The following is a 14,367-nucleotide window of genomic DNA, read 5'->3' as shown; positions in this document are numbered from 1 at the left end:
TTTATTCCGTTAATGACGGATAGCGATAATCCTCATCATCATCATCGTTTTGTTGCTGCTCACTAATATCAACATTCAGCCCCGTTTGCTGCCAGCGCTTCATCATTTCGTCAGACATATAATGATAGCTTAAATCCAAACTCTTCAGACCTTTAACTCTACTACTATTGATTAGTGCCTCTGCTCCTTTATCTGTTAAGGTACCTAGGGACAAATCAAGCGTATGCAACTGATCTAGTATCGGTGCTTCAGCAACAGCGATCGCAATCTCATCTTGAATCTCACTGTCCTTGAGTCCTAAGTAGACCAGCTCAGGGAATTTGCCAGGTTCGATTAGCGGAAGAACATCAGCTAGTTCCCCATCGAATCCATAATTTTCAACACCCAAATATAGCTCAAGTTTCTTCAATAGCGGGAAACTACCATTTTGAATACTAGCAAGAACTTCTTTACCTAGCCCACCACAAATAATGGTTAACTCTTCTAACTTCTCATGAGCTGCGGGATCTAAAGCAAGTCCAGTACTGCCCTTGATCGTAAGAGAGGTTAACTCAGGATAAGCCGCGAGCAACGGAGCGAGGTTGGATTGATTAATCCATGACACTTCGCATTCTTCATAAGACATATCACCTATAAATAGTTTACGAAGCTTTGGGAAGCTAGCATTTAGACGAACAAGTGCTTCAACAGCTTCACTAGAGTCATGCTCGTAAGCTCCACCCCAATCACCAATAATAAGACTCTCTAAAGTCGCGCTTGCTTCACTATTTGCAAGTTCTGTAATCAAATCCGTAATCTTTACATCAGCCTCATACTGCTCATATTCTACTGATATTTTAACCTCTGACATTATAATTCCTCCCAATCGTTATTTAATCATTTGGCTTGAATAAATGATAACCACAAAATAATACCGATAATGTACCATAGTTGGGGAATGTATACAACGAAACAAACTGTTTCCTGCCTGAGTTTACTATATAAATAAATGGGGGTACAAATAACGTTCACAAATAACTGTATTGACGGGCTCGATAATGGTTTGAATTAGAGGAATATTTGAAAAGATTGTTGTGGACTAGAAGGTAATCAGTAAGTAGCCACTTAGCGTAAACCAAAACTAAACCAAAAAACCCTTCTACATTGACGTAGAAGGGTTTGAAAATTATATGATATGGCGGAGAAGGTGGGATTCGAACCCACGCACGGTTTGACCCGCCTAGCTGATTTCGAGTCAGCCCCCTTGGGCCTCTTGGGTACCTCTCCGCGACCTTGTGACACAAAACTGATTGTATCATATTGTGCATAGAGAACGCAACATCACTTTTACAGTAATAAGTAAGCATGTAATCGCTTTATTTTACTAACTTTTAAACCTAATTACACTAATACAAGCTCATCGGATCTCTTTTTATACTAGTATTTCTTAACAGACTTATCTGGTCCCTATGAATTAACAATAAACGCTCCTGATGATTCAAAATAGGTTAAGCCCTAAACCGATATCCAACACCCCAAATGGTTTCGATATATTGTGGGCTAGCCGAGTCAAACTCAATCTTGTCTCTCACCTTCCCAATATGAACCGTTACAGTGGCATTGTCACCCGTAGAATCCATCCCCCATATTTGATCAAAAAGCATATCCTTCGTCATCACCCGATCTGGGTTGCTGGCGAGATAAGCAAGTAGATCAAACTCTTTCGAAGTAAGAACGACTTCTTGTTCTTCATTAATGTATACTCTACGGGAAGCTTTATCAATGATCAATCCCCTTATAGCAATGCGCTCATTCTTTGGCACTCGTTTTCCTACAAGTCGTTCATATCTTGATAGATGAGCTTTTACCCTTGCGATGAGTTCACTAGGATTAAATGGCTTGGTCAAATAATCGTCTGCCCCAAGACCAAGTCCTCGCATAATATCAACATCTTCTTTCCTGGCAGAAACGATTAGTATAGGTGTATCCTTCTTATCGCGGATGTTACGACAAATTTCAAAGCCATCCATGCCTGGCAGCATCAAATCAAGAATAATGAGATCATATTGTAACTTCAATGCTCGTTGAAGGCCTGAATCGCCTCGGAATTCTATATCTACAGCAAAGCCATTAATCTCCAAATAATCTTTTTGAAGCTTGGCAATGCTGGGCTCATCCTCAATAATCAGAACCCGCTTCATCTCATTCCTCCAAGTTATCTATTATACCTCTCCTATGGATTGATGATTCGAAGGGTAAAATAGACCGTTGTTCCAACTCCAGCTTCACTACGAATAGAGATTGTACCCCCATGCGCTTCAATAATCTGTTTTGCAATGGCAAGTCCTAGGCCGCTGCCTCCACTCGTTCTGTTTCGCGAGGCGTCGGCACGATAAAATCGCTCAAATACATGAGGTAAATCCTTTTCCTCGATACCCACACCATTGTCTTTTATGGAGATTTGTGCAATTCCTGTATTGTTTCCGTGAGTTACTTCAATCATAATTTGTTTATCCGAACCATGCACACTGGCTATACTATTATGAACGACATTTGTTATAACTCGTTTCAACTTTTCTCGATCCGCTGCAACCTTCACCTTCTTATCTAGCAGATATCTATAGTTCAGCTGAATAGATAAGCTCTCAAGCTCATTAGAATTAGTTTCCACATATTCTTTCAAATACGAATCAAGATCCACTTCCGTATATGTGAATGGTACACTATCCGCATCAAGCTTGGAGTAAAGGAATAATTCCTCAATCATATGATCCAAATCTGATGTTTTTTCCAAAATGGTATTCATATAATCAACTAGTTTCTCAGGATTATTGGCTACACCATCTTTAATGCCATTAACATATCCTTTAATAGTAGTAATAGGCGTACGCAAGTCATGAGAAATGTTTGTTATTAATTGCTTACGATTGTCCTCATCTTTTAATTGACCCTCTATGGACTCCTTCAAACGTAATCTCATCTCGTCAAATGCCTCACCAAGCTCACCGAGTTCATCTTTACGTTTAATAGTAGGGGAAAACTCCAGATTACCATCTTTCACTTGCTTTGCTGCTTCCTTTAGCTTCCTAATTGGAACAAGTAAATGACAGGACATCCAATACGTAATCGCTATATTGACCGCAATAAAGGTAATAATAAATACAATAATTAATACCGGCAATAGTGTATTGAAGAAATTACTAATCGGATTGGTATCAATAACGACATAGAGATTTGCTTTTGTGTCGTCCTTATAGTGTACAGGGAAGCTGAGACTTATCATCCACTTGTCATTAATATATAACGAGCGTTCCGTATAATTATAACGAAGGCTGTTCTCTGTCTCATACCCAGATATTTTCGCAGCATCTTCACTATCAATGATAGCAGAGCGATATAGGATTTGACCATCCTTTACCAGCAACAGACCTGTTTGTCGTTTAGAGAACTTCTCATCATAGCTTTCAAGCACACCTGACTCCAGCAACCGATCTGGATTGTTCATCACATCCAACTGAAGCTTGGCGAATGTAACAACCTCATCTTGCAGAAATTGCTCCAGTGTACGATTCTCCGCGTTATAGTACTTCTTAATATCATTCGCCTCGCCTACACACAAATGATAGATAATGTGCATAAAAGCAAACAGTAGAACTAAAGGTACAACGATCATAAGAGCATAAGAGATTAGCAGCCTTAAACGTATGGACATCCATTAACCTCCTTGTGAGCTCAAATTATTATAACTTCACCGCTTTAATAGCAGCTGCATTCGATTTTGAAACATTGTTTTTGGACTGAAATGGGAACCACCAGTTCCACTTTCCAAGAAGCTTCATCGTAGCCGGTACGAGGAACAGCCTCACAATAGTCGCATCCAACAATATCGCTACAGCCATACCAAGACCAAGTTGTTGCATAGGCAAAATTCCAGCAAAAGCGACGGAACCGAATACGCCGATCATAATAATGGCTGCCCCTGAAATCATCGGTGCAGTTTTACTCAATCCTACCGCAACACTTTCTTCGTTATCTCCAGTGCGGTCATACTCTTCTTTAACACGAGTTAACAGAAACACTTCATAATCTGTACTCAAGCTGAATAGTAAACCAAGCAGCAAAATCGGTATAAAGTTTTGAATGTTTCCGAACTCACCAAAACCGAATATTTCCGAACCGCCTCCCCATTGGAATACCATAACCAGTATGCCATATGTCGCTCCTAGAGACAGTAAATTGAGGACGATCGCTTTCAGTGGAATTAATATACTGCGGAACGTAAAGAGCAGAACAACAAAGATGAGAATAAGCGTAAATATCGTTACCTGTATCAAGCTCGCTCTCAAGGAGTTGCTTACATCAAGCCCTTCAGCCGTCTCCCCACCAACAACTATGTTCAGTGTATTTGTTTGACCAAATACAGCAGGAATCGTAGTGTCCCGAAGCTGCTTGACCAACTGCTTGCTACCCTCACTTGAAGAGTATTGATTAGATATAACATCAATAACAATGATTTGAATATCTCTGCTAATGAACCTATCTACTAAGGTTTGTACTTGGACAGGCAAATTGCTGCGTCCTTCTCCTAAAGCTCCTTGAACGACTTCAGGTTGTTGTCCTTCGAAGAACGACAGATAAGACGATACAGATTCTACATTGTCCAATTGTGTAATCTGTTCAGTAAACGTATTTAATTGCTTTTGTACTTCTGTATCCGTTAGACTACCGCCATTGTTCGATTCAACAACAACTCGAATTGGGGAGGAATAACCTAAACCGAACTCTTCCTGCACAAGTTCTACTCCGCCACGTACAACAGACTCCTCTGGAAGCATTCTAACATCTGACGCCGATGTCTGAAGCTGTAAAGCTGGCCATGCCATTGCACCAAGCACGACTACTGATCCAACCAGATAAAGAACGGGTCTGCGCATCACATGATGTGCAAGAGAATACCATGTTTTTTTCTCTTTCTTCGACATAAAAGGAACGCGTAAAGCATTCACCTTATGACCAAGAATAGCTAGAACAGCAGGTAACAGGCTCAAACTCGTCAACATTAAGAAAAAGACAACGACGATAACACCTAGCGCCATGGAACGTACTGCTGCAATCTCAACAAACAGAATTGCGGACATCGCACCTATGATGGTCAAACTAGAGAACAAAATAGCGTGCCCCGCCGTATGCATCGTTTTGGACAAGGCTAAAATAATATTTTCTTTGTTTTTCACTCGGAGAGCCAGTTCTTCTCGAAACCTAGCTACAAAGATGAGCGCAAAGTCTATACCAACGCCAATCCCAATCATCATTATAGAATCGAGAATAAATACCGACAATTCCGTTTCTTTTGCAATAAAAGAAAGTGTAGCCATTGCAATGACAATTGAGGTTCCGGCTAACAAAAGTGGTGTTACTACTGATACCAAAGAACGGAATACAATAACGAGCACCAAAAGAATAATTGGAATGGCATATAGATGTGCTTTATTTAATCCCTCTTGGCTACGTGTATTTACTTCACCCCAAAGTGCAGGTGTACCGAGCACAATAGCCTCCATGTTTAACCGCTTCGCCTCTTCTGTCAATTCCTGCTGGATAAGTGGAAGCTCCTTTTGGGCAAACCCCTCGTTAATATTCATATCAACGAATGCAAGCGTCACATGGTCTCCTTCTCCTGTAAATTGTTCCTTAGACTGTTCTGGCGCATCCAACCATGTATATACGGATTCAATTCCCTTTTTTGAAAGTAAATAATCCGAAATCGCTTTAAGATTGTTGTTGTATGTATCTGTTCCTACTTTATTGTTCGGGTCCTTTACGACCAAAGTCATTGACGTTTCACTTCTTGCCTCAAAACGAGCCGCCATTTTTTCATAAGCTTCATAAGATCCAGCATCAGGGACGCCCCAGCCTCCGCCTGTAAGCAGCGGTTTCAATTGAGAAGAATACGAGCTTGCAAACACAGCAAGCGCTATCCATAATACAACCAAAACCCATTTCAACTTGGCAACAATTCTGCCCCAGCCCTCTAACGTCTTTTTCAATACTACGCCTCCTAGTTCTAATTTCCGTCTCTTCCACACCACTTAATCTTCCAAATTTTATATTAATCTTATAGAATTCCTCTAAAGTAATTATAAAAAAAGGATAAACTTTGAAAGAAACTTAAATAAACCTTCTTGCCCACTAAGTACAACTACTAGTGACGGTTGACTATGTCGTGCTCAATTTTCCTTTTTGCACTGAATCTCCACAGAAAAAAGCCCGCTTCTTGTCATCAAGATGCGGGCTTTGCTTTCTATTGCAATTATATTTTTTTCACAAACTCAGACTTCAACTTCATTGCACCAAAACCATCTATTTTGCAATCAATATCATGATCGCCTTCCACTAAACGTATACTTTTTACTTTTGTACCTATTTTGACAACTAGTGAGCTGCCCTTTACCTTTAGATCCTTAATGACAGTAACAGAATCACCATCGTTCAATACGTTCCCGTTAGAATCCTTCACTACCTTAACAGTATCTTGGTTGTCCTCTGCTGCTTCCTGAGACCACTCGTGACTACATTCCGGGCAAATAAACAAGCCTCTATCTTCATAAGTATATTGTGAGCTGCAGCTCGGACAATGAGGTATAGTAGACATGATGTCATGTCCTCCATTCGTAGTTAGTTACTCTATCATCATCGACTATCACTTATTAATCATCTCTAAAATTTTATCATGTTTATTCACCTTGTACAAATTTTACTCATTTCTAGCTGCTCTTGCGGTAACGATTGAGCCATGTTTTCTAATGGGATGTTTATTGAAATGATTTTGGATACTACATTTCAAAATAGTTAAATGAGGTAAGCATATTTCCCCCTTTATTCATTAACCCCAACCGTCCATGCTGCTCCTCCTGAAAAATTGCTAACTTCATCATATTTTATATCAATGACTCTTCCCATTTTTGTCGATATACCCCCACTTATTATCCAATAACACACCTATCATTTCTTTGTGTATGTATTTATGCAAAAAAATGGAGCTGTCTCAAAAGTATAAATACTTACTTCATGAAACAGCTCGCATGATGAAAAATGGGAGAAAATAAGGAAATGGCGGTGCTAGGGAGGTTATCCCTGCACCGCCATTTCTGGCTTTTGGTCTATTGCCGCCTTCTTGAGCAGATTGTGGGCGAGCGAAAGCCACCCGACCTCAAGGCTTACTTTCGGCAGGCCTCGAAGCAGAAAACGCCGGAATCCCCGGTTGTTTTTCAGTTGTCCAAATACGCTTTCCGGTTCGATCATTCTTCGAACCGACAGCGCATACCCTTCCTCGCTCTTGAGTTTCTCGCGTATTTGTTTCTTGTAACGCAGATACTTCAGGCTCACGCTGATTTCTCGGTTTCCTTTGGCTTTTGTACAAGCCTCTTTGAGCGGACAGCCTTCGCAGTTTTCGCTTCGGTAGTGGCGCTTCCGTAACTCATATCCGCTTTCTGTCGTTTCCTTACTTTCATAGCGAAATAGTAGGTTACGCCCAGCAGCGCACGTCCATATGTCTTCGGCTTCGTCATACTGCCAGTTATCCAACTTACTGATATCTTGCTTCCACTTCTTCGATTTTTCCTTGTGGTATGTGCTGTACTTCACCACTGTTTCTAGTTGTTCGTTTTCCAAGTAAGCGTAATTTTCTTCCCCGCCGTATCCTGCGTCCGCGATAACTGTTTTCGGTATATTTCCCAGAGTTGCTTTTACCTTCTCTAAGTGGGGCTTGAGGCAACGTGTGTCTGTCGGGCGCTGGTGCAAACTGTAGCCGATAATGAACTGGTTTTCCGTTCCGATCTGTACATTGTAGCCAGGTTTGAGCTGGCCATTACGCATGTGATCTTCTTTCATTCGCATGAAAGTAGCGTCGGTATCGGTCTTGCTGAAGCTATTACGATCTCCGAGAATCTCCTGCTGTACTTCGTATTTTTGCAAGCGGGGGAGGAGGTCTTTGCGGATTGCCCGAACTGTTTTTTTCAATGGCTTGTCCTTAGGTTTCTCTTGTAGTTGCTCCTCTAGCTGCTTTACAGCCTCTTCCAGCTTTTCGCTGGTGATCTGTGTGGACTCGCCGAGTTCAGGAAGATCCCATCCGTGATGTTCTTGCTCTTCCTGACGCTCAGATTCTTCAATGGTAGCGAACAAAGTCTGGACTTTCTCCTGCAGCCTCGCCTTCTGTTTCACCACCGCTTTGCCCCAGACAAACGTATAGCGATTGGCGTTAGCTTCAATCTTGGTTCCGTCGACAAAGTAATGTTCAAGCCGCACGTATTTCTCCTCAGCCAGAAATTGTAGAACGGCGGTGAAGACGGTCTCGAGCACCGTCTTCATACGTTCAGAACGGAAACGGTTGATGGTGCGAAAGTCCGGCTGTTGTCTGCCTGCAATCCACATAAACATGACGTTTTCACGGACCGCTTTAGCGATTTGTCGAGACGAGTAGATCCGCTGGGTGTAGGCATAAACAATAACTTTGGTGAGCATTTTGGGGTGGTAGCTATCTCGGCCGCCACCAGGGTATGCGGAGGCAAAGATCCTGTCGCTAAGTCGGTTCACAGCGGCATTTACAATACGCACGAGGTGATTTTGAGGAATGTCATCCTCCAAATCCATTGGCAGGGTAAGTTGGTCCATGGTATATTGAATGTACAAAGAAATCGCTCCTTTTGGAATGGTTGGGTGGTACCTCCATTTTACCAAAAAGCGATTTCTTTTTGTTTATTCAGAACAAAAAAAGCTGTCCCTCAGGTCACTTTATGACCTTTTGGGACAGCCCCTTCTATGTCGAGCACTAAAGTTTATAATTTCCTGCTGCAATTATCTAGGACTACCGGTAAGATATTTTTAACATCCTAACTGTTCTTTTTATTATTCCGGCGACCGTTCGGTATTGGGATTAGATCTGAGTACCTTTTTCATATTTTTCTCAAACTTTACTCGTGGTATTAGGACACTATGCTTACATCCTACACATTTGATACGTATATCCATTCCCATTCGAATGATTTCCATTTCGTTTGTTCCACATGGATGCTGCTTCTTCATCTGTACAATATCGCCTAGTTCGAACTGCTTCCGTTCCATCCTTTATACCTCCTCATACGAACGTTGGTAGGTAACCATCTTTGGATAAGGTATTTCAATACCATGTTGATCAAGTGCATCTTTTACTTCTTTATTCAAATATCTTGCAACAAAAGTGTGCATATTAGGGTTACATTCCGCAATAACACGAATGGTTACTGCTAAAGCAGCGACCAACTGAACACCTAACACCTCTGGTTCTTTTACCAGATGCTCATGCTTAAGTTGTTTTACTGTTTCCCGGATAATGGTCATTGCTTTGTCAACATCTGCTTCATAAGCGATGAGAACATCCACAACTGCCAACGTATTGTTAATGGAGAAATTAGTTACTTCATTAATCATTCCGTTTGGAATAATATGAATTTCTCCGGTCCAGCTCTGAATCTTCGTCGTTCGTAGACCAATAACCTCTACCGTACCTTTGAATTGTCCTGTTTGAATAACATCGCCAACCGCAAATTGATCTTCCAAAATAATAAAGAAGCCCGTTAATATATCCTTCACTAAGCTCTGAGCGCCAAATCCGATCGCTATGCCAGCTACCCCTGCTCCTGCAAGAAGTGGCCCGAGATCAATACCTACCTCAGATAATAAAATCATAATAACAATAAAATAAAAAATATAGGAGATTACGTTTTTCATCAGTTTGCCAACAGTCGTCATTCGTCTAGCATGACTTGGTGATTGCTTGCTTGCACGATTAATGACGAATCTATCCACTGATTTATGTACAATCCAGATTACGAATCTTCCGATCAGAAATATAGCTACTATTCTTAGTGCCGAGCCTCCGAAGCTCTGCCACGTTTCTGGATCTTTGATCCAATCCAATGTGCCATTAATGATTTGATTCATAGCAGTTCATCTCCATCAGCACCATCATTTTTGTTTATCTAACTCTAGCTGTTCATAGCCTTGTTCAACTGCTTTAAAAATGCCTCTAATTTCTACGTTTTCTTGCTCGATAACGTCTTGAACGGTTGTCAAATCATCTTCGGGGAAATGAATGGACAACGCACAACCTGCTGTTATTTCTTTTGGCGTCGGGCATATGTCTATTTCCACTTCTGCGTATTCCAGCAGCATTTCCGCTCGAAGAGCCTGTTGTGTTGAGTCAAATGCGATGAGCATGACAACCTCCTACTAGTTTGTCCCTCTTTTTTAATATGCATCAACGTATAAAATGGTTGTCCCATCCATATACTAGTATTATATAAGCGCATTTGGGAGGGATTATATGAAACTACCATTTATAAAAGATGTTCCATTTAAAATGCCTTACACAACCACTAACATTATTGGATTGCTTGTTAATCGATTAACTGACTTTATGAAGGATGTACCTAGCAATCGACCAATTGTTGTCGTTTGTATCGGTACTGATCGTTCTACAGGTGATGCACTTGGTCCTTTGACAGGTACTTCTTTACTAAAGTATAGAAGCTCTCACTTCCACCTATACGGCACATTAGAGGAACCTGTGCATGCAATGAACCTTGAGGATACACTTATTGCTATTAACCATAAACATATTAAACCTTTCATCATCGGTATCGACGCTTGTTTAGGTCAAGTCTCTAGCGTTGGTTGCATTCAAGTTGGCGAAGGTCCTGTACGGCCCGGAGCTGGTGTCAACAAAGATCTTCCTCCAGTTGGTGATATTCATGTTACTGGTATCGTTAACGTTGGAGGATTTATGGAATACTTCGTATTGCAAAATACGAGACTCCATCTTGTTATGCGATTATCTGAAATTATCGCAACAAGCTTATTCACTGCGATTGCCAATCATATTCATATTTCCTCAACAGCAAGAGATCAAACTGCAGCCTCTGATCATAGTTAACTGCACACATCTAAACCCCATTAATGATTACTTTGCCTCTTCTATTGACTTCCGTTCCTCTGGCGTCAGTGGGTAAGGGGAATCCCCCTTCACCACCGGCTTGGCATAAACATATGTGCTTTCTCTATTATGAAGTCCAGAAAATACTGCGCCGTCCTTCTCATCATTTACGATAGCCAGCGAGAAACTTAACTCACTACCTCCATCAGAGAACGCATTATAGCGATGGATCCCGATTTTACTCTTCATCTTAGGCAACGTTGCTTGCATCGTTGCCATTTGTTGTTGCAATTGTTCAGTCTGCAATCGTTGTGACTCTAGATCATTTTTCAGCGAGATGACAACCTCTTCAATATTGGTAACTCCTGTATCTCCCATGACATCTACATATTGCTTTCTTAACTTTTTTAATCTGCGACCGATTACGGACATTCTAATCAACAAAACGATTACTAACACTGCCATAATTATTGCTACCACATTAAAGGGCTCTAAGTACCATTCTTCCATGCCTTAATCTCATCCCCTATTGACTATATTGCTGCGAAATTTCTTTTATAGCTAACATTAATGAATCAACTTCCTCTTGCGTTGTGAAAATCCCCACGCTTGCACGTACCGCACCTGTCTCTATTGTTCCTGCACTAGTATGCGCTAATGGCGTGCAATGGAAACCTGCTCGCACAGCAATGTTGTAATGTTGATCCAATATGAAGGATAGCTCTGATGGATCAACTCCATCTACAACGAAAGCTACAATGCCAGTTCTCGGCTCTCCTATCTTCGGACCAAGAATATGTACATTGGCAATCTCTGATAGACCCACCATCAATCGTTGAGCTAATGCCCATTCTTTCGCTTGAATCTTTTCAACTGTCTCATTAAGAACGAATTTAACGCCCGCCTGAAGCCCTGCTAAGCCCGATGTGTTCTGAGTACCTGCTTCGTACCTATCCGGTCTTACAAGGGGCTGGTGAGGTGTTTCTGATTGACTGCCAGTCCCTCCATGCAACAGCGGTTCTAATTCAAGTTCAGGAGCTATATATAACCCTCCAGTCCCTTGTGGCCCTAATAATCCTTTATGACCAGGGAAAGCCAACATATGAATTCCCATTGCCTGCACATCTACAGGAATGATCCCCGCACTCTGTGCCGCATCTACAAGCAATTTAACTCCATGTCTTTGTGCTGCTTCACCAATTTCAGCCACCGGAAGAATTGTTCCGAGTAAATTCGAGCTATGGTTAACTATAATCAAAGTCGTATTAGACTTAATCGCATTTTCTATCGCTTCCACACTTACATTTCCCTGCTCGTCTGATTCAATGTAGGTAACTTCTATTCCTATGCTTTGTTCCAAACAATAAAGTGGTCTTCTAACCGAATTATGTTCGATCATAGTCGAGATAACATGATCTCCTGGTTTCAGCCATCCTTTTATCGCCATGTTTAACGACATTGTTGTATTGGAAGTAAATGCTATATCATTAGGGTTTTTAATATTAAATAGTTTGGCTAGATGCTTACGAGTATCAAATAATATGCGGCTCGCTCTAACAGCCATAGCATGGCTTCCTCTGCCTGGGTTTGCTCCATCATTGAGCATCGCATTTATAACCGCTTCGGTCACTATTTGCGGTTTCGGCCAAGATGTTGCCGCATGATCAAGGTAAATGAATTGTTGCGCTTTTGTACTCATTTTTGGCTATCTCCCCTCCACTGGCATCAAACAACAATGGCATATCTTAGTTTAATCCTTCATCAGAAAGATTACAACTTTGATATGCCATTCGTTTCAAACTATTTTAAGCAAGCTTTTGCAGCAATTCCAACAACCGCTCCAAGTCTTGTTTATTGTAATATTGCAGTTCGATTTTACCCTTATCTTTTTGTTGCTTGATTTTCACCGTTGTCTTGAAACGTTCTCTTAATGTTTCTTCCAAGTGGTCAATATAAGGATCTTTTTTCTTTTGCTTTTGTTGTTTTTGTTGACCCGTACCTTTTGTATCCAACTTTTGTATTGAGTCCTCTAGCTCACGAACACTCCATTCAAGTGTTACAGCCATATTGGCCAGTTCCCTCTGCACCTCTGCATCCTTCACACCTGCTAGTGCTCTTGCATGGCCCATAGATATTGTTCCACGTGAAACATAATCTTTAATTTCAGGTGGAAGGCTTAACAACCTTACGAAGTTAGCAATATGTGAACGGGACTTACCAACCTTTAAACTTAACTCTTCTTGCGTCAACTTAAATTTGTCCATCAGTGCTTGGTAAGCAATTGCAACTTCCAAAGCATTAAGATCCTCACGTTGCAAATTTTCTATTAACGCAATCTCCATAACCTGCTGATCGGAGAACGATCTTACAACTGCAGGAACCGACATATTGCCGCAATACTGAGATGCACGGAAACGTCTTTCTCCTGCAATAATTTCATAGCCTTTTAAAACAGTCCTGACGATAATAGGTTGAATGACACCATGTTGTTTTATAGATTCCGCCAATTCCTTGATCGAGTCCTCATCAAATGTTTTACGGGGCTGATATGGATTTGGCCTTAACTGTGTAAGTGGAATATCAACAACCTTATCGTCATCATTAACCGAGAGGGATGGAATTAATGCGTCTAACCCTCTACCTAGCCGCTTGCTCATACATGATCACTTCCTTCGCAAGTTCAAGATAAACCTCTGCACCTTTGGACTTTGGATCATATGTGATAATTGCTTGACCATGTGACGGTGCTTCGCTTAAGCGAACGTTTCGTGGAATAATCGTTTGATACACTTTTTGCTGGAAATATTTCTTCACTTCTTCGATAACTTGAATACCTAGATTGGTTCTTGCATCCAGCATCGTAAGAAGAACACCTTCTATTTGCAATGTCGTATTGAGATGCTTTTGGACAAGCCTTACTGTATTCAATAATTGACTTAATCCTTCAAGGGCATAATATTCACATTGAATAGGAATAAGAACAGAATCTGCAGCAGTTAAGGAATTGATCGTTAATATCCCCAATGAAGGTGGGCAATCGATTAGCACATAATCGAATTGGTTCTTTACCATATGAAGCGCTTTTTTCAAACGTTGTTCTCTAGAAATAGTAGGTACTAATTCGATTTCAGCACCAGCCAGTTGTATAGTAGCTGGTATTATTTTAAGTCCTGGTACACTCGTTTCCACCATTGCATCATTTGGATGTACTTCGTCAATAAGCACATTATAAATACAATTAGATACGTCAGCTTTGTTAATCCCTAGACCACTAGTTGTATTACCTTGTGGGTCTATATCAACCAACAGCACTTTTTTACCTAAGGAAGCAAGACAAGCAGCTAGATTCACAGACGTTGTCGTCTTACCGACACCGCCCTTCTGGTTGGCAATAGCAATTATCTTCGACAATTCAAACT

The 14,367-nt window shown here is 41.0% G+C and carries 14 protein-coding genes and 1 tRNA gene; 1 reads left to right on the top strand and 14 read right to left on the bottom strand.

Going from position 1 to position 14,367, the window contains the following annotated elements:
- Position 1 precedes the first annotated feature (1 nt).
- From MFF31_RS07950 to MFF31_RS07905, 10 genes are all read right to left on the bottom strand, one after another.
- Positions 2–850 (bottom strand): STM4015 family protein, encoded by an 849-nt coding sequence (locus MFF31_RS07950; protein ID WP_238187501.1) that lies wholly within the window; start codon positions 848–850, stop codon positions 2–4.
- 325 nt (positions 851–1,175) lie between these two features.
- Positions 1,176–1,266, bottom strand: a tRNA-Ser gene (locus tag MFF31_RS07945).
- Between the two features lie 221 nt (positions 1,267–1,487).
- Complete coding sequence (locus MFF31_RS07940) at positions 1,488–2,180, bottom strand: response regulator transcription factor (RefSeq protein ID WP_238187500.1); 693 nt, start codon at positions 2,178–2,180, stop codon at positions 1,488–1,490.
- 32 nt (positions 2,181–2,212) lie between these two features.
- Positions 2,213–3,691, bottom strand: coding sequence for a sensor histidine kinase (locus MFF31_RS07935; RefSeq protein ID WP_238187499.1), 1,479 nt, complete (start codon positions 3,689–3,691; stop codon positions 2,213–2,215).
- Positions 3,692–3,719: 28 nt separating this feature from the next.
- A complete protein-coding gene (locus tag MFF31_RS07930) occupies positions 3,720–6,026 on the bottom strand; it encodes an MMPL family transporter (protein ID WP_238187498.1) in 2,307 nt (768 codons plus the stop codon).
- Between the two features lie 263 nt (positions 6,027–6,289).
- Positions 6,290–6,631, bottom strand: coding sequence for a zinc ribbon domain-containing protein YjdM (locus tag MFF31_RS07925; RefSeq protein WP_238187497.1), 342 nt, complete (start codon positions 6,629–6,631; stop codon positions 6,290–6,292).
- Between the two features lie 476 nt (positions 6,632–7,107).
- Positions 7,108–8,667: an IS1182 family transposase gene (locus MFF31_RS07920; protein ID WP_238187063.1), complete on the bottom strand. Its 1,560-nt coding sequence runs from the start codon at positions 8,665–8,667 to the stop codon at positions 7,108–7,110.
- Positions 8,668–8,883: 216 nt separating this feature from the next.
- Positions 8,884–9,099 (bottom strand): DUF951 domain-containing protein, encoded by a 216-nt coding sequence (locus MFF31_RS07915; RefSeq protein WP_238187496.1) that lies wholly within the window; start codon positions 9,097–9,099, stop codon positions 8,884–8,886.
- Positions 9,100–9,102: 3 nt separating this feature from the next.
- Entirely contained in the window at positions 9,103–9,957 is an 855-nt protein-coding gene (locus MFF31_RS07910; protein ID WP_238187495.1) for a mechanosensitive ion channel family protein, read from the bottom strand.
- Positions 9,958–9,981: 24 nt separating this feature from the next.
- On the bottom strand, positions 9,982–10,233 hold the full coding sequence (locus tag MFF31_RS07905; RefSeq protein ID WP_238187494.1) for a putative Se/S carrier protein: 252 nt from the start codon (positions 10,231–10,233) through the stop codon (positions 9,982–9,984).
- Between the two features lie 106 nt (positions 10,234–10,339).
- Between MFF31_RS07905 and yyaC the strand changes: the two genes are divergently transcribed.
- Positions 10,340–10,948, top strand: coding sequence for a spore protease YyaC (yyaC, locus tag MFF31_RS07900; protein WP_238187493.1), 609 nt, complete (start codon positions 10,340–10,342; stop codon positions 10,946–10,948).
- Positions 10,949–10,975: 27 nt separating this feature from the next.
- Here the strand turns inward: yyaC and MFF31_RS07895 are convergent, their stop codons facing one another.
- From MFF31_RS07895 to MFF31_RS07880, 4 genes are all read right to left on the bottom strand, one after another.
- Positions 10,976–11,458 (bottom strand): DUF4446 family protein, encoded by a 483-nt coding sequence (locus tag MFF31_RS07895; protein ID WP_238187492.1) that lies wholly within the window; start codon positions 11,456–11,458, stop codon positions 10,976–10,978.
- 16 nt (positions 11,459–11,474) lie between these two features.
- Positions 11,475–12,647 (bottom strand): aminotransferase class V-fold PLP-dependent enzyme, encoded by a 1,173-nt coding sequence (locus MFF31_RS07890; protein WP_238187491.1) that lies wholly within the window; start codon positions 12,645–12,647, stop codon positions 11,475–11,477.
- Positions 12,648–12,753: 106 nt separating this feature from the next.
- Positions 12,754–13,605, bottom strand: coding sequence for a ParB/RepB/Spo0J family partition protein (locus MFF31_RS07885; protein WP_238187490.1), 852 nt, complete (start codon positions 13,603–13,605; stop codon positions 12,754–12,756).
- Positions 13,586–14,359 carry a ParA family protein gene (locus MFF31_RS07880; protein ID WP_238187489.1) on the bottom strand — a complete coding sequence of 258 codons (774 nt, stop codon included), beginning with the start codon at positions 14,357–14,359 and terminating at the stop codon, positions 13,586–13,588. Before MFF31_RS07880 ends, MFF31_RS07885 begins: the two co-directional genes overlap by 20 nt.
- Positions 14,360–14,367 lie beyond the last annotated feature (8 nt).

This window comes from Paenibacillus sp. L3-i20 (assembly GCF_022180385.2).
Taxonomy (GTDB): Bacteria; Bacillota; Bacilli; order Paenibacillales; family Paenibacillaceae; genus Pristimantibacillus.
Note: the sequence above shows the minus strand (reverse complement) of the source record. Positions and strands in the feature narration are given on the sequence as shown.